The 17,495-nt window shown below is 55.1% G+C and carries 13 protein-coding genes and 1 pseudogene; all 14 read right to left on the bottom strand.

Translation table 11 applies throughout. From position 1 onward, the window contains the following. Nucleotides 1-69 precede the first annotated feature (69 nt). A complete protein-coding gene (locus tag QF039_RS05410; RefSeq protein WP_008437699.1) occupies nt 70-984 on the bottom strand; it encodes a GDP-mannose 4,6-dehydratase in 915 nt (304 codons plus the stop codon). Continuing rightward, the gene (gene gmd, locus QF039_RS05405; RefSeq protein ID WP_008437698.1) at nt 968-2,005 is read right to left on the bottom strand and encodes a GDP-mannose 4,6-dehydratase; all 1,038 of its coding nucleotides are present in this window, start codon (nt 2,003-2,005) and stop codon (nt 968-970) included. The genes QF039_RS05410 and gmd overlap by 17 nt, the downstream gene beginning before the upstream one ends. 26 nt (nt 2,006-2,031) lie before the next feature. Then, a complete protein-coding gene (locus QF039_RS05400) occupies nt 2,032-3,480 on the bottom strand; it encodes a mannose-1-phosphate guanylyltransferase/mannose-6-phosphate isomerase (RefSeq protein ID WP_008437697.1) in 1,449 nt (482 codons plus the stop codon). Next, nucleotides 3,477-4,742, bottom strand: coding sequence for a UDP-N-acetyl-D-mannosamine dehydrogenase (gene wecC / locus QF039_RS05395; protein WP_307517118.1), 1,266 nt, complete (start codon nt 4,740-4,742; stop codon nt 3,477-3,479). Before wecC ends, QF039_RS05400 begins: the two co-directional genes overlap by 4 nt. Nucleotides 4,743-4,751: 9 nt before the next feature. Continuing rightward, a pseudogene (gene wecB / locus QF039_RS05390) lies at nt 4,752-5,883 on the bottom strand (non-hydrolyzing UDP-N-acetylglucosamine 2-epimerase). Between the two features lie 787 nt (nt 5,884-6,670). Next, nucleotides 6,671-8,041, bottom strand: coding sequence for a Wzz/FepE/Etk N-terminal domain-containing protein (locus QF039_RS05385; protein ID WP_177019490.1), 1,371 nt, complete (start codon nt 8,039-8,041; stop codon nt 6,671-6,673). A 387-nt stretch (nt 8,042-8,428) separates the two neighbouring features. Next, nucleotides 8,429-8,674 carry a lipopolysaccharide assembly protein LapA domain-containing protein gene (locus QF039_RS05380; protein WP_008437692.1) on the bottom strand — a complete coding sequence of 82 codons (246 nt, stop codon included), beginning with the start codon at nt 8,672-8,674 and terminating at the stop codon, nt 8,429-8,431. A gap of 24 nt (nt 8,675-8,698) precedes the next feature. Continuing rightward, nucleotides 8,699-8,995, bottom strand: a complete 297-nt coding sequence (gene ihfB, locus QF039_RS05375) for an integration host factor subunit beta (RefSeq protein WP_008437689.1) — start codon at nt 8,993-8,995, stop codon at nt 8,699-8,701. Between the two features lie 339 nt (nt 8,996-9,334). After that, entirely contained in the window at nt 9,335-11,029 is a 1,695-nt protein-coding gene (rpsA, locus tag QF039_RS05370) for a 30S ribosomal protein S1 (RefSeq protein WP_003218806.1), read from the bottom strand. A 119-nt stretch (nt 11,030-11,148) separates the two neighbouring features. Continuing rightward, nucleotides 11,149-11,838, bottom strand: a complete 690-nt coding sequence (gene cmk / locus QF039_RS05365) for a (d)CMP kinase (protein ID WP_003172653.1) — start codon at nt 11,836-11,838, stop codon at nt 11,149-11,151. Then, on the bottom strand, nt 11,835-14,045 hold the full coding sequence (locus QF039_RS05360) for a bifunctional prephenate dehydrogenase/3-phosphoshikimate 1-carboxyvinyltransferase (protein WP_307522902.1): 2,211 nt from the start codon (nt 14,043-14,045) through the stop codon (nt 11,835-11,837). The genes cmk and QF039_RS05360 overlap by 4 nt, the downstream gene beginning before the upstream one ends. Nucleotides 14,046-14,073: 28 nt before the next feature. Further along, nucleotides 14,074-15,186 (bottom strand): histidinol-phosphate transaminase, encoded by a 1,113-nt coding sequence (gene hisC / locus QF039_RS05355; protein WP_003218810.1) that lies wholly within the window; start codon nt 15,184-15,186, stop codon nt 14,074-14,076. Between the two features lie 9 nt (nt 15,187-15,195). Then, complete coding sequence (gene pheA, locus QF039_RS05350; RefSeq protein WP_003218812.1) at nt 15,196-16,290, bottom strand: prephenate dehydratase; 1,095 nt, start codon at nt 16,288-16,290, stop codon at nt 15,196-15,198. Next, nucleotides 16,290-17,375, bottom strand: a complete 1,086-nt coding sequence (gene serC, locus QF039_RS05345; protein ID WP_003218814.1) for a 3-phosphoserine/phosphohydroxythreonine transaminase — start codon at nt 17,373-17,375, stop codon at nt 16,290-16,292. Before serC ends, pheA begins: the two co-directional genes overlap by 1 nt. Nucleotides 17,376-17,495: the final 120 nt, after the last annotated feature.

The following is a 17,495-nucleotide window of genomic DNA, read 5'->3' as shown; positions in this document are numbered from 1 at the left end:
AGCGTGAGCGGACATATTAGCAAAAAAACATATACGCACAGTGCACCAACCCGTTACTTGCCAACCGTATTAAACACGTGCCTTCTGCTGATACATTGACAGCAATGTATCGTGCAAACTAGGCACATTAATTTCACCTACCACATCAAAGAGCTTAGCCGGACTACCATAAAGCTCTTTAACTTCATCTTCCCTGACAAAGGCAGGATCAACTGTTATCGTTGGCCGATAACCTGCAATCTGTTCCATTTCATCAATCACGCTCAGTAAGGAAATGCTGCGCCCCGAGCAGATATTTATAAACTCACCACGTTGATTGGACGTCAACAGCCTTGAATAGGCCTCCACCACAAAACCGACATCAGACAAGTCGCGGGATACATCCAGATTGCCCAATCTGAGCTCCTTTTCTCCACGGGCAAATGCGCCCACGATCTTGGAGAAAACGAATGACTCCGATTGGCCGGGTCCAGTGTAATTGAATGGCCGTACCACCAATATAGGCATACGAGAAAACCACTTGCGGACAAGGGCCTCCATCGTCAGCTTGCTCAGTGCGTAATGATTAACGGGCTGCGGTTCACTGCTTTCTGAAATGGGCGATGAAATAGCGTTCCCGTAAATGTTTGCACTGCTCGCAATGATGATTTTTTCAACGACCACCTCAGCCTCCTTAATCGCATTAAGAAGGCTTTCTGTACCCAATACATTGACTCGGTAATATGACAAGGCATCGCTGCTGGTGACATGCGCCAGCGCGGCCAAGTGAATGACATGGGTGGGCTGAACCTGCTTTATCCAACCACTGAGTCGCGCCGTGTCATTCAGGTCCGCATCCAAGTGGTCAAACTCACAGGCCAGGCGCTCCCCACCAAGGCCGGCAACCCGCCAGCCGGCCTTGGTGAGGCTTTGCGCCAAATGCTTTCCAGTAAAACCCGAGAGCCCTGTAATCAGTACTGTCCGATCTTTACTTTGAAGTGCCATTGCGAACCCTTCTCAAGTCAGCTTCAACCATCAGCTGGCACAGTTGCTCCAGCGTCGTTTCTGGTTTCCAGCCTAACCGCTCTTTTGCAAACGAAGCGTCGCCAATCAACAACTCGACTTCCGCGGGTCGATAGAAGCGTGGGTTAACTTTTACCCGGGTGATGCCGGTACGCCGGTCAACGCCGAATTCGTTCTCGCCGCTTCCAGACCAATCGATATCAACCCCTACGGCCTTGAAGCTCATGGCAACAAAATCACGAACGGTTTCAGTACGGTTGGTAGCAAGCACAAATGTTTCCGGTGTGTCGATCTGCAACATCCGGTGCATGCCATCTACATACTCTTTAGCGAAACCCCAGTCTCGCTTGGCATCCATGTTTCCGAGTTCCAGCACTTGCTGCTCGCCCATTTCGATACTGGCGACAGCATCGGTAATTTTACGAGTAACAAACTCTTTTCCTCGCAGCGGAGACTCATGATTGAACAGAATGCCGCTGGTGGCAAAAATATCATATGATTCGCGATAGTTGATGGTTGTCCAATGCGCAAACAACTTCGCAACACCGTAAGGGCTGCGTGGGTAGAAAGGCGTGCTTTCAGATTGAGGAACAGCCTGTACCAGCCCAAACATTTCAGATGTCGAAGCTTGATAAAAACGAATCTTCGGATTTACTATTCGGATCGCTTCGAGCAAATTAAGCGCACCGACTCCGGTAATCTGCGCGGTTGTAATTGGCTGATCGAAGGAAACGCCTACGAAGCTTTGAGCCGCCAGGTTATAAACCTCGTCCGGGGCGCAATTCTGAATTAAACGAATAGTTCCGGAGAGATCAGTCAAATCAAATTCGACAAGATGAAGATCATCATGCCCAAAAACACCAAGTTCCTCTAATCGCCAGAAACTTACAGAACTTGTGCGGCGATAGGCGCCATAGACCTTATAACCCTTGGACAGCAGCAGTTCGACAAGGTAAGCCCCATCCTGACCTGTAACACCAGTAACCAGCGCATGCTTCTGCATCTGTACAACTCCTAAAAATTTAAGCCTTAAACACGTCCATAGGTATCGTCAAATCGAACAATATCATCCTCACCCAAGTACGTTCCCGACTGCACCTCTATGATCTCAAGAGGAATGGTGCCAGGATTGGAAAGGCGATGAACATGGCCAATAGGGATATAAGTACTCTGGTTTTCGTTCAGCTGAAAAACACGATCTTCACAGGTGACTTCAGCGGTGCCAGACACAACAATCCAATGCTCCGCCCGATGGTAATGCTTCTGCAAACTCAAGGTTGCTTTCGGCTTCACCAATATCCGCTTCACCTGAAAGCGCGAGCCCGAATCTATGCTGTCGTACCAGCCCCATGGGCGATGAACACGACGATGAAGCTTTGATTCTGGCCTGGCCTTGATATTCAACGCTTCGACAATAGCCTTCACACCCTGGCTACGATCTTTATCCGCAACCAATACGGCATCAGGCGTCTCGACGATAACAATATTTTCAAGCCCCACGGCCGTTACCAAACGGTGAGAGGCGTAAACCAATGTATTGGAGCTGGAGTCTATTATTACGTCGCCATGGGTAGCGTTTTGTTTTTCGTCCTTTTCACTCGAACGCCAAACAGCATCCCATGCTCCAAGATCAGACCAACCGGCATCCATCGTGAGCATTTTCAACGTCAGGCCAGCTGAAGGCGTTTTCGCGCAATGCTCGATCACGGCATAGTCAATCGACTCAGGCGGTATCAGGGAAAACGCGTCAAGTTGTGGTCGAATAAACCCATTATCTTCAACTCGGCCCTTCCACGCGGCCTCAGTGGCATCGAAGATGTCACTTCTGAACGCGCCCAGTGCTTTCAACCATACTGACGCGCGCAGCACAAAAATACCGCTATTCCAGAAATAGCTTCCATCTTCCAGGTATTTTTCTGCGGTTGTCCGCTCAGGCTTTTCAACAAACGCATCCACCCTCTTGACGGTAGAGGGATCTGCCGAGTGGATATAACCATAACCCGTCTCAGGGCGATCAGGCGTAATCCCCAAGATCACAATGCTGCCGTCTTTCGCAACATCGACCGCTTTACTGACCGTGTCAGTAAAAGCTTGAATATCGAGAATCATCTGGTCGGCCGGGACAACGACCAGAACCGGGTCAATCTCCTCTCCCACCTCATCGCGCGCATAAAGCGCCGCCAACGTAAGCGCAGGGGCCGTATTGCGTCCTACCGGTTCAAGAATGACAACAGCTTTAGAAACGTTCATTTCCCGGATCTGGTCGAGACACAGGAAACGATGCTCATCGTTGGCAACGATGCATGGAGCCAATAAATCCGAGCCTTGACCGTCAATCTTCAACAGTCGGGCAATCGCCTGCTGAAACAACGTCTCCCGCCCCGAAATTGCCAGAAACTGCTTCGGGTAAAGAGTTCTGCTAAGCGGCCAGAGTCTCGTTCCCGAGCCTCCAGACATAATAACCGGAAGAATTTTCATACAAGCCAGATTCCCCGGGTATCAACAATCCGGCGACCCTCGAGAAGTGAAGAAGGAACACTTTTGAATGGCTTGTGATCCACCAGTAACAACAAGACATCCGCGCGCTCAAACGCTTCTTCTATTGTGCACAACTCAGCGTTCGGCAACGTCGCAGGCAGAGAATCAATATTAGGTTCTACGACAATAACCTTCCCGGCGTGCCGGCTTGAGATATTTTTCGTAATTTCCAGAGATGGACTTTCCCGCAGGTCGTCAATATCAGGTTTGAATGCCAGGCCGAAGCACGCGATAACAATGTCTTTTTCCGCCTTCCCGGGGTGACTCGACAGATGATCGGCCACAGCAGCATCAACTTTCTCCATAACCCACGACGGTTTTGAGTCATTGACTTCACGTGCAGTTTGGATCAGTTTCGCCTGGCCTTCAGCCTGACTCACGATGAACCAAGGGTCGACGGCGATGCAATGCCCACCCACGCCAGGTCCTGGTTGGAGGATATTGACGCGAGGGTGCCGGTTGGCGAGCTTGATAAGCTCCCACACATCGACATCGAACTTATCGCATATCATCGACAATTCGTTCGCGAAGGCAATATTCACATCGCGAAAGCTGTTCTCGGTCAACTTGCACATTTCTGCTGTTCGGGCGTTGGTGATAATGCACTCGCCCTCTACAAACAATTTATACAGACGTGTCGCGGCTTCTGAGCACTTGGGGGTCATCCCGCCGATGACGCGATCATTCTGTACCAACTCACGCAACACGTGGCCGGGAAGCACGCGCTCAGGGCAGTGAGCCACGCGAATGTCCGACGCCTCGCCATGGGTCTGCGGGAACGTCAGGTCAGGGCGTGCTTCAGCCAGCCATGCCGACATCTTTTCAGTCGCACCCACGGGAGAAGTGGACTCGAGGATGACCAGATCACCCTTTTTCAATACTGGCGCAATGGATTTGCTTGCGGACTCAATGTAAGAAAGGTCCGGAGCATGACCATCCTTGAAAGGAGTGGGCACCGCAATCAAGAAGGCGTCCGCCGGCTCAGGTCGTGTACTGGCGCGCAGATACCCCTCGGTCACGGCCGCGTGCACGACTATGTCCAAATCAGGCTCAACGATATGAATCTGTCCGCCGTTGATCGTATCGACGGCCTTTTGATTAACGTCGACACCAATGACCTTTAACTTTCGCGCAGCAAAAACGGCTGCGGTTGGCAAACCGATATAGCCCAAACCAATTACAGAAATAGTGGAAAAATCCATGACCAAACCTTAATTTTTGAAAGTGGCTAGAGCATTAACAATACGCATGCAGGCGTGACCGTCACCATAAGGATTATGAGCAACGCTCATCTCCTCGTAAGCCTTCTGATCAAGTAAAAGCTCACGCAAGTGGTGAACTATCTTGTCCTTCTCTGTACCGACCAATCTGACGGTACCCGCCTCAATCGCCTCAGGCCGCTCGGTAGTGTCCCGCATGACCAGCACGGGCTTGCCCAAAGAAGGTGCCTCTTCCTGCACACCACCGGAGTCCGTCAGAATCAAGTACGACCGATTCATCAAATAGACAAAAGGTAGATAATCCAATGGTTCGATGAGGTGAATATTTTTTATACCAGCCAACAAACGGTTGACCGGTTCACAGGACATTTGGATTCAAATGAACGGGGTACACGATCTCCACATCATCAAACTCATGGGCAATCGAAGCCAACGAACTGCAGATCCTTTCGAATCCATCGCCGAAGCTTTCACGCCGATGCCCTGTCACAAGGATGACGCGGCGTTGAGCAGGTAAAAATGCGAACTGCTCGGAGAACTTCTGTTTTAACTGGTCATTGGTCTCGAGCTTCTGTACGACCTCAAGCAGAGCGTCGATTACAGTATTCCCAGTCACATGAATCGCGTCAGGTGACACCCCTTCACGCAGTAAATTCTGTTGCGATCGTTCAGTAGGAGCGAAGTGAAGAAGCGCGAGTGCTCCCGTCAACTTTCGATTGGCCTCTTCCGGCCAGGGAGAATATAAATTTCCGGTGCGAAGCCCAGCTTCGATATGAGCCACAGGAATTTGCTGATAGTACGCCGCCAATGTAGTTGCAAAGGTCGTAGCGGTATCACCATGCACCAAGACAATATCCGGCCGATAAGTCCGGAAGACCTCTTTCATTCCCTGAAGAATACCAGTTGTCACGTCGGTAAGGTCTTGACCCGACTTCATGATATTAAGATCAAAGTCAGGTTCAAGTTTAAATAACTCTAACACTTGATCCAGCATTTCACGGTGTTGACCCGTGACGCAGATTTTGGCCTCAAAACGCTCATCTGCATTCAACGCTAAAGCTAATGGAGCCATTTTTATAGCTTCCGGTCGCGTACCGAAAACACTCAAGATCTTTAAAGTCATTAGATTACCAACGATTCCATATCATTATTTAGTCAGAGAATCAGTCTGGAAACCAGCAACGCTGCCATGCCCCTGCCTGACCTACCGATTACGCGCAAGCGAGTTTTCGCCGCTCCAACTGCAACCGCCTCTGCTTTGCAGCGCAGCATATCATCAACAAGCGTGCCAACATAACGCCTGGCTGGCTCAACCACACGCCCCATGAGACCCCATCATCCCCCCCTCAGTTCAGGACAGGACAAGGTTTTACCGCAACATTTGCGGTGAGCCGCTTCACCGCAATGGTGCGTCGCAACCTCTCATTGAAATTGGGCTTTTGGTTATTGCCCCACAGGAACCCGACCTATCCGAGATCGCAATTGGGCCCACGCTCGACTGTGCCATGCAGCTCGTTGCTAATCGCCGGCGCACCCTGCACGACCGACCTGGCCGAACGGTACGCCCTTATCAAATTCCGAACCAATACTAGCCATAAGCCATTAACCTGGAGACCGCACATAAAAATCCACATCAAACCGTATTAGGCGGTGCACCATCAACTATTAAACCAACAATACAAACCTGTGCAGGACGCTTGACGCCCGCACAAGTAAACAAAGATCAAATGCCGAAACGCCATGAAGACTCGACGCAAAGTCTTAGTAACTTTTGATAGCCGAGAAACCACCCAGGAATGCCCCTCGGCGGTTCACAGTTGCGCAAGCACGTAATGCAGGTTCCGTATGAAAGCAAGAAATACGGCCCCGAGGGGAAAACGCGTGAAGCCAAAAGCTTCACGGCCTTGGAGTTATTTTCGGTTTAACTTATTGCCAGGCTCTTGTTGCCGATCCAACTGAGCGACCGAATGGAGAAGTGAGCCTGCCGGCTCGTGCCCATCGCGCTCTGCATTGTCGCGAGCAGCACGTAACGCCTGCCTGACCAACGCAATACCAATCGCGACAATCGCCCCCAGGAGCAGGCCAAGAAAAATGATCAATGGACGATTCGGGCTCGACGGAACCAACGGCTCAAGGGCCTGCTGGTCAATACTCACCAGCCGCAGCTTCGCCAGGTCGATATTCAGGCTACTCAAACGGAAAATCTCTGTTCTCAACGGTTGAACGCCCGCAAGAAAGATATCTTCATTTTTTCGAGCATCCAGGACCTCAATCTCTCGGTTGGATGCGAGCAACTGAAGCTCCCTGGCGATTTGAGCGATGCGCGACTCGGTAAAATCATCCGACTTGCGTGACTGCAATGCAGCAAGCTCAGCCTTAAGCGCATCTACCCCCATAAAATAAAGTGGGATCTGCTGGTTGTTCACCTCAGTACGCATCACGCTACCAGCGTTCGTCACGGCCGATTCACCAAGTGAAGAAGGCGTAGCCGGCTTTTGAATGCCCAGGGAACGGGCAATCCCTATAGCCTCATTCAGCTGAGCAATACGGTCGCTACGCAAGGTTTTCAACTGCGAACGCAGCGCCTTCAATTCATCCTGCAATTGCGCGCGTTTCAACGAGTCAGCTTCTCGCAATGACGCTATTTTGGCTTCTTTTTCAATATCGTAGTTTGAACGAGCCGAATCGAGCTTGCCTTTAAGCTCCCTCAAACGGTTTTTAACGATCACATTCAAATCAGCCGTGACGCGTTCGCGCTCACTTTCGATAGCGTAGTCGACAAAGCCATTAAGAATAGAGACGCCGTCGACGCCTTTCGGATACATCATCTCGAGCTTGATGTAGGAACTCAGCGAATTTTTCTTATCTGCATCAGGAAGAATCAAACGAATAGAGTCATGATTGAACTCCTGAAAACTCTGCTCCAGAGTCTGCCCAGGACGAACAAATTTCTCGAAAAGCTTCTGGTTTTTCTTGAAATAGCTCAGGCGCGTATCATAAGAGTCGAGCGCTGCGCCCACTTTGAGGAGCGCGTCAGCCGGAGGAAGCTGATATATCTCTGATCGATTTAGCGCATCCAAATCATTAATCGCCGCAGGCCGCAAAACCGTGCTGACCTTATATACAGGGGCAGCTAAAAATGCGTAGGACGCCGCAATCAATCCCGCCCCGAGAGTGACGAAAAGCAGAAGTTTTTTTTGTTGCCAGACAGACGCGAAAAGTCGCACAAAATCAATTTCGTCGGACGATCGAACCGGGGGAGCACGGAAGCTACTACTCACAACAAAAACCTGCCTTCAAAGAGAAACTGCGGGCTCGTTATGCAGACAAGATTGTGTATTTTTATTTTAGTTATATGGCCGAAAAAACCCAGCGTCGCTGCCGGACTTTAGCGCACAAAATGCCTGTTATCGAGAACAGATTCCATTTTGCCATCTCACTGACATATTACAAGTCTTGACATATCTGTAGGAGTCTTCCTGCACAGATAGGGGCAACCCTTATATAGGCCGTCCGAGAAGGACAGAAAAGCAAATTTCGTAGCCGCGAGACAATAGTCAGTGGTACCGCCGGACTTACCACATGCCGATCACTCGACGTAACTGATGCGCACCGCACCAGAAAAATCCGACGAACGGCTCGCGAGTGACACAATAACCATGGAAGCTCTACCCACGCCTTGCGGGCATGGACTTTTGACGTCGGCCCCACCCAACGATGACACTAAACAGCGGGCCCAGCAGCATTCCAATTATCAAGGCCACGACCACAAACACCGACACCGGCATCTGCCCGGTCACCCAACCCAGGAATGAAAGAGACGCGCCCTGCTGGTTTTCCAGCACGAACCCCAACACTGCCAGCACGACAATTAGCATAGCCAGCACCAGAACAACGCGCTTAACCCCACGCATAACCTTCTCCTACCCCAAAAACACTCAGACGCTTTCTTCTTCGTCTTCGTTCACCCGATCGCGCAATTCCTTGCCCGGCTTGAAATGAGGCACGAACTTGCCGTCAAGGCTGACGGACTGCCCGGTTTTTGGGTTGCGACCCACACGAGGCGCACGATAGTGCAGCGAGAAGCTACCAAACCCACGAATTTCAATCCGATCGCCGGTAGCCAGACATTGGGACATCTGCTCAAGCATGGTCTTGATGGCCAGCTCCACATCCTTGGATGAGAGCAGCCCTTGATGGGTGACAATTCGTTCGATCAACTCCGACTTCGTCATATTTTTCCCTTCTTTTTCAAGCAGCTAGGAAAAGCGCTTCGAAGGTTTTAGCATGACCGGAGGAATTTGAACAGCCCAAGTATTGACTTATATTCAAAGAGTTGGAGCGTAACTCGATGAGAGTTGGCATTGCGCCGCACGGCCGCTAGCCGCCGCTCAGCTTCACTGAAGCCACTCCACGGCGATCACTGCCAGATAGAGCCTGCAGGAGCCGATGCGCTGCCAGCGCGACCACAGCGTTCCACCTGCAGAACACCAAGGCGACGCTGCGCACAACACTAAATCCCAGGCACAAAAAAGGGCGACCGAAGTCGCCCTTTTTCTATGGTCTGACAGAACTTAGTTCTGCTTTTCCATTTGTGCACGCAGCAGGTCACCCAGAGTGGTAGGACCAGCAGAAGGCTCAGAGGTAGCTGGCTTGTCGCGCAGGCTCTGGATGGCTTCTTTCTCTTCAGCATCGTCTTTCGACTTGATGGAGAGCTGGATTACGCGGCTCTTGCGGTCAACGCTGATGATCTTGGCTTCTACTTCTTCGCCTTCTTTCAGAACGTTGCGCGCGTCTTCAACGCGGTCACGGCTGATTTCGGAGGCTTTCAGAGTCGCTTCGATATCGTCGGCCAGAGTGATGATGGCGCCTTTAGCGTCAACTTCCTTCACGATGCCTTTAACGATTGCGCCTTTGTCGTTCTCTTGAACGTACTCGGAGAACGGATCGCTTTCCAGTTGCTTGATACCCAGGGAGATGCGCTCGCGCTCTGGGTCAACCGACAGGATAACGGTGTCCAGCTCGTCGCCCTTCTTGAAACGACGAACAGCTTCTTCGCCAACTTCGTTCCAGGAGATGTCGGACAGGTGAACCAGACCGTCGATGCCGCCGTCCAGACCAATGAAGATACCGAAATCGGTGATCGACTTGATGGTGCCGGAGATTTTATCGCCCTTGTTGAACTGGCCAGAGAAATCTTCCCATGGGTTAGATTTGCACTGCTTGATGCCGAGGGAGATACGACGACGCTCTTCGTCGATGTCCAGAACCATAACTTCCACTTCGTCGCCGACTTGTACGACTTTCGAAGGGTGGATGTTCTTGTTGGTCCAGTCCATTTCGGAAACGTGTACCAGGCCTTCCACGCCTTCTTCCAGCTCTGCGAAGCAGCCGTAGTCGGTCAGGTTGGTAACACGCGCGGTTACGCGAGTGCTTTCTGGGTAACGAGCCTTGATAGCGACCCATGGATCTTCGCCCAGCTGCTTCAAGCCCAGGGAAACACGGTTGCGCTCACGATCGTACTTCAGAACCTTGACATCGATCTCGTCGCCAACGTTGACGATTTCCGATGGATGCTTGATACGCTTCCAAGCCATGTCGGTAATGTGCAGCAGGCCATCGACGCCACCCAGATCGACGAATGCGCCGTAATCGGTGAGGTTCTTGACGATACCTTTGACTTGTTGGCCTTCCTGCAGGGATTCCAGCAGAGCTTCACGCTCGGCGGAGTTCTCTGCTTCCAGCACGCTGCGACGGGAAACGACAACGTTGTTGCGCTTCTGGTCGAGCTTGATGACCTTGAATTCGAGTTCCTTGCCTTCCAGGTGCGTGGTGTCGCGCACAGGACGAACGTCGACCAAAGAACCTGGCAGGAACGCACGGATGCCGTTAACGTCGACAGTGAAGCCGCCTTTAACCTTACCGTTGATAACGCCCTTGACCACTTCTTCAGCTGCGAAGGCTGCTTCGAGAACAATCCAGCATTCAGCGCGCTTGGCTTTTTCACGGGACAGCTTGGTTTCACCGAAACCGTCTTCAACCGAGTCCAGAGCAACGTGAACTTCGTCACCGACATTGATAGTCAGGTCACCAGCATCGTTGTAGAACTGTTCCAGCGGGATCAGAGCTTCAGACTTCAGACCAGCGTGAACGGTTACCCAGCGAGCTTGGTAATCGATATCAACGATAACACCGGTGATGATGGAGCCTGCCTGAAGGTTCAGGGTTTTTAGGCTTTCTTCAAAGAGTTCCGCAAAGCTTTCGCTCATTTTAATTCCTGTTGATAAGGGCGAAGAATACGCCCATCTCCACACCCCAGACGGTGTGGGTCAGTTTCAATTAAAAGAAGCACCACAGGACTATGACTGGTCCCCTGCGGCCTTCTTGGTCACCCGGCGATATCGCGAATGGCGATCTCACTCAAGATGCGTTCCAGCACCTGCTCGATGGACAACTCCGTGGAATCCAGCTGTATGGCGTCAGCCGCCGGCTTGAGCGGGGCTACCGCACGCTGGGTATCACGCTCATCGCGTGCACGGATCTCATCTAGCAGACTCGACAGACTAACACCATCGACTTTGCCCTTCAACTGCAAGTAACGGCGACGGGCCCGCTCCTCGGCGCTGGCCGTGAGGAAAATCTTCAGCGGCGCCTCGGGGAAGACCACCGTGCCCATGTCGCGGCCATCGGCCACCAGACCCGGCGGTTCCTGGAAAGCCCGCTGGCGCTGCAGCAAAGCATCGCGCACCGCCGGCAATGCGGCGACCTGGGAAGCCCAGGAGCCAACCTGCTCGTTGCGCAGGTCGTCGGTCACATCGTCCCCTTCCAGGATGATGCGCTGGGGATGACCTTCGGTCGCCCCGACGAACTGCACGTCAAGATGCGCAGCCAGCAGCTTCAGCGATTCTTCGTTGGTCAGGTCGACGCCATGGTTGCGGGCGGCAAAGGCCAGCAAGCGGTACAGCGCCCCGGAATCCAGCAGGCACCAGCCCAGGCGCTTGGCCAGGATGCCGGCGATCGTGCCCTTGCCCGAGCCACTTGGCCCGTCGATGGTAATCACCGGTGCTTTGATATTCACAATTGAGCCTCTTGGGCAACACGGATGCCGACATGGGCACACAGTGTAAGAAAATTCGGAAAAGACGTAGCCACGTTGGCACAGTCATGGATACGAATCGGCGCAGCCGCTCGCAGGGAAGCCACGCTGAAGGCCATGGCAATCCGGTGATCGCCATGGGCGTGGACTTCACCACCGCCGATCGCGCCACCATCAATAATAATCCCATCAGGTGTCGGTTCACACTTCACGCCCAGCGCAAGCAGACCGTCGGCCATGACCTGGATCCGGTCGGACTCCTTGACCCGCAGCTCCTCTGCCCCACGCAATACCGTCCGGCCTTCGGCGCACGCCGCAGCCACGAACAACACCGGGAACTCATCGATAGCCAGCGGGACCAGGGCTTCAGGAATCTCGATCCCCTTCAACGGCGCCGCACGAACACGCAAATCAGCGACCGGCTCACCACCCACTTCCCGTTGGTTTTCCAAGGTGATGTCCGCGCCCATCAGTCGCAGGATATCGATCACGCCGGTACGGGTCGGATTGATACCCACATGTTCAAGCAACAGCTCGGAGCCTTCGGCGATTGAAGCCGCCACCAGAAAGAACGCCGAGGAGGAAATATCCCCAGGCACCTCAATATGGGTCGCGGTCAACGCATGGCCCGACTCGACCGAAGCCGTAGCGCCCGCCACGTCCACCGGATACCCAAAACCACGCAACATCCGCTCGGTATGGTCGCGGGTCGGCGCCGGTTCGGTAATCGAGGTTTTACCCTCGGCATACAACCCGGCTAACAACAGGCAGGACTTGACCTGAGCGCTGGCCATCGGCAATGCGTAGGTCAGCCCCTTGAGTGCCTGGCCGCCACGAATGGTCAGCGGCGGACGCCCTTCCGGCCCGGTCTCGATCACCGCACCCATTGCGCGCAATGGCTTGGCCACGCGATTCATCGGGCGCTTGGACAGCGAGGCGTCACCCGTCAACACACTGTCGAAGCGCTGGGCCGCCAGCAAACCGGACAACAACCGCATGGAGGTGCCGGAGTTACCCAGATAGATCGGACCTGGCGCCGGCTTCAAGCCATGCAGGCCAACCCCGTGGATGGTGACGCGCCCATGGTGCGGGCCTTCAATCACCACGCCCATGTCGCGGAACGCCTGCAAGGTCGCCAGGGCGTCCTCACCCTCCAGAAAACCTTCGACTTCAGTGACACCGGCCGCCAGAGAACCGAGCATGATCGAGCGATGGGAGATCGACTTATCCCCAGGCACGCGGATCTGCCCGCTCAAGCGGCCACCGGGACTGGCGAGAAACACCAGGTCATCCGCGTTTACTGCAGCATCCATATAAGCCCGACGCGCCAGAATCTTGCTGAAATGCTCCCGCGCCACCCGCGCACGGGTGAACACGCCCAACAACTGGTGCCCGTCGCCAGCATCGACCGCGTCGCGCAAGGCGTCGAGGTCGCTGCGGAACGTGTCCAGGGTGCGCAACACCGCATCGCGGTTGGCAAGGAAGATGTCGTGCCACATCACCGGATCACTACCGGCGATCCGGGTAAAGTCGCGGAAACCACCGGCGGCGTAGCGGAAAATCTCGAGGTTCTCGTTGCGCTTGGCCAGCGAATCCACCAGGCCAAATGCGAGCAAATGCGGCAGATGGCTGGTCGCTGCCAGCACTTCATCGTGGCGCTCGACCTGCATATGCTCGACATCCGCCCCCAGCTCGCGCCAGAGCCGATCCACCACGGCCAGTGCCGCAGGATCGGTTTCATCCAGCGGTGTCAGAATCACTTTATGGCGACGGAACAGCTGCGCATTGGACGCCTCCACCCCGCTCTGCTCGGACCCGGCAATCGGATGCCCAGGCACAAACCGCGCAGGCATGCCACCAAAGGCCAGCCGCGCCGCACGCACCACATTGCCCTTGGCACTGCCGACATCGGTCAGGATTGCCTGGCCCAGATCCATGCCGGCCAACAGCGCCAGCAACTTCTCCATGGCCAGGATCGGCACCGCCAGCTGAATGACATCCGCGCCCTGGCAGGCTACAGCGAGATCAGCCTCGCAACGGTCCACCACACCCAACTCCACCGCCAACTTGCGCGATTGCGGGTCCAGGTCCACACCGACCACTTCGCCACACAGGCCGCTTTCCCGCAGGCCCTTCGCAAAGGAGCCACCGATCAATCCCAGACCGACCACCACCAGGCGACCGATCATAGGTACAGCAGGTTGCAATGCAGTGACATCAACCACGAGCCAGAACCTTGGCCAGCGCTTCGAGGAAGCGGCTGTTTTCAGCAGGCAGACCGATGGTGATGCGCAGGTGGTTCGGCATGCCGTAGTTGGCCACCGGACGCACGATCACACCCTCGCGCAGCAAGCCCTGGAACACAGGAGCCGCCACTTGGCCGAGGTCGACGCAGATGAAGTTGCCCTTGGACGGAATCCAGCCCAGGCCCAGCTCACGGAAGCCTTCCTGCAATTGCAGCATGCCGCTTTCGTTGAGGCGACGGCCTTCTTCCAAGTACTCGGCGTCCTGCACCGCAGCGCAAGCCGCCGCCAGTGCGAGGCTGTTGACGTTGAATGGCTGGCGCACACGGTTCAACACATCGGCTACCACCGCAGTGGACAAGCCGTAACCGACCCGCAGCGACGCCAGGCCATAAGCCTTGGAGAAGGTGCGCGAGACCAGCAGGTTCGGATAAGCCGCGAGGAAGTCCAGGCCGTCCGGCAAGTCGCTGCCTTCGGCGTACTCGATGTACGCCTCGTCCAGCACCACCAGTACATGCTCCGGCACGTCCTGCAGGAAGTTATCCAGCACCTCGGCGCTGAACCAGGTGCCGGTCGGGTTGTTCGGGTTGGCGATAAACACAACACGAGTATTGCCATCGATGGCCGCCAGCATGGCTGGCAGGTCATGACCCCAGTCTTTCGCAGGAATCACACGCGCCTCGGCGCCAACGGCCTGAGTGACGATCGGATAGACCGCAAACGCGTGCTCGCTGAATACCGCGTTCAGGCCCGGCGCCAGATAGGCGCGGCCGACCAGCTCCAGAATATCGTTGGAGCCGTTACCCAGGGTTACCTGGTTGATATCAACGCGGCAGTTTTTCGCCAGCAGGGACTTGAGTTCAAAGCCGTTACCATCGGGATAACGGGTCAGTTCGGCCAGCGCCTCACGAATCGCAGCCAGTACCTTGGGGCTTGGGCCCATCGGGTTTTCGTTACTGGCCAGCTTTACGATCTTCGACGGATCCAGATTCAACTCGCGCGCCAACTCGTCCACAGGCTTGCCCGGAACGTAAGGCGACAGTTGTTGCACGCCCGGCTGCGCCAGGGCGAGGAAGTTGCCACTCATGTTAAAGCCTCACAAAACCGCTTTCGGGTAGGAGCCCAGCACCTTGAGTGCCACGGCTTCCTGACTGATTTTCTCGAGCACACCCTTGACCAGAGGGTCGCGGTGATGGCCGACGAAGTCGATAAAGAACACATAAGTCCATTTACCGCTGCGCGAAGGACGAGTCTCGATTCGCGTCAGGTCAATCCCGTTATCGTGGAACGGCACCAGCAGCTCATGCAGCGCGCCGGGCTTGTTGCTCATGGAGACGATGATCGACGTCTTGTCGTCGCCGGTCGGCGGCACTTCCTGGCTGCCGATCATCAGGAAGCGCGTCGAGTTATCCGGGCGATCCTCGATTTTCTCGGCCAGGCGCGTCAGCCCATACAGGCCGGCAGCCATGTCGCCGGCAATCGCCGCCGAGTTCCACTCACCCTTGACCCGCTTCGCCGCTTCGGCGTTGCTGGACACCGCCACGCGCTCCACATTCGGGTAGTGCGCGTCCAGCCACTTGCGGCACTGGGCCAGGGACTGGGCGTGGGAGTAGATGCGGCTGATGCTGTCGGTCTTGGTGTTTTCGCCCACCAGCAAGTGGTGGTGAATACGCAGCTCGACTTCGCCGCAGATCACCATGTCGTGCTCAAGAAAACTGTCGAGGGTGTGGTTGACGGCACCTTCGGTGGAGTTTTCCACCGGCACCACGCCAAAATTCACCGCCCCGGCGGCCACTTCACGGAACACTTCGTCGATCGCAGCCATCGGCTTGCTGATCACCGCGTGACCGAAGTGCTTCATGGCCGCGGCTTGAGTGAAGGTGCCTTCCGGGCCCAGGTAAGCCACTTTCAGCGGCTGCTCCAGTGCCAGGCACGAAGACATGATTTCACGGAACAACCGCGCCATCTCTTCGTTGCCCAACGGGCCCTTGTTGCGTTCCATCACGCGCTTGAGCACCTGGGCTTCACGCTCCGGACGGTAGAATACCGGCACTTCGCCTTCAGCCAGGGAAGCCATCTTCACCCGTGCAACTTCCTGGGCGCACCGCGCGCGCTCACTGATCAGTTCCAGGACTTTCTCGTCCAGGCTGTCAATGCGTACGCGCAGGGCCTTGAGTTCTTGCTCAGACATTAGCCGTGTTCCTTTTCGAACTCTGCCATGTAAGCCACCAGCGCCTTGACGGCGTGGATATCGACAGCGTTATAGATGGAGGCGCGCATGCCACCTACCGAACGGTGGCCCTTGAGGTTCAACAGGCCGCGCTCGTCGGCGCCGGCGAGGAAAGGCTTGTCCAGGCGATCATCCGCCAGGCGGAACGGCACGTTCATCCACGAACGGTCGGTCAGGTTGATCGGGTTGCTGTACAGGCCGCTGGCGTCGATGAAGTCGTACAGGGTACGTTTCTTCTCTTCGTTGAGCTTGCCCATGGCAGCCACGCCGCCCTGCTCTTTCAGCCATTCGAACACCAGGCCCGACAGGTACCAGGCGAAGGCCGGCGGGGTGTTGTACATCGAGCCGTTATCGGCCGCGACCTTGTAGTTGAGCATGGTCGGGCACAGCGAACGCGCACGACCCAACAGGTCTTCACGGACGATGTTGACCAGGATGCCGCTCGGGCCGATGTTCTTCTGTGCACCGGCGTAGATCATGCCGTACTTGGACACATCGATCGGGCGCGAGAGGATGTCCGAGGACATGTCACAGACCAGCGGGACATCACCCACTTCCGGCACCCAATCGAACTCCAGGCCGCCGATGGTTTCGTTCGCCACGTAGTGAACATAGGCCGCGTCTTTCGACAGCTTCCACTCGTTCTGACCGGGGATGGCGAAGTAGTCGTAGGGCTTGGCCGTGCCTGCCACATTGACATGACCGTAACGGGAGGCCTCTTCAATGGCCTTCTGCCCCCAGATACCGGTGTCGATATAGTCCGCAGTGCCGTCTTCCGGCAGCAGGTTCAGCGGGATCTGGGCGAACTGCTGGCTCGCACCACCCTGCAGGAACAGCACTTTGTAATCGGACGGGATGTCCAGCAAGTCGCGCATATCCTGCTCGGCCTTGGTGGCAATGGACACGAACTCATCGCTGCGATGGCTCATTTCCATCACAGAGAGGCCTTTTCCATGCCAGTCGAGGAGTTCACCCTGCGCGCGCTGCAGGACTGCTTCAGGAAGCGCCGCGGGACCGGCACAGAAGTTATAGGCTCTCTTGCTCACATCCAATCTCTCTGATCTGGTGGGACTGCAATCAACATCCCGCAACGCGGAACCCTGTAGGAGCTGGCTTGCCAGCGATGCAAACGACTCGGTGCTTCACTTGAATCGAGTTGATGCCAT

The sequence above is a fragment of the Pseudomonas sp. W2I6 genome (assembly GCF_030815935.1).
Taxonomy (GTDB): Bacteria; Pseudomonadota; Gammaproteobacteria; order Pseudomonadales; family Pseudomonadaceae; genus Aquipseudomonas.
Note: the sequence above shows the minus strand (reverse complement) of the source record. Positions and strands in the feature narration are given on the sequence as shown.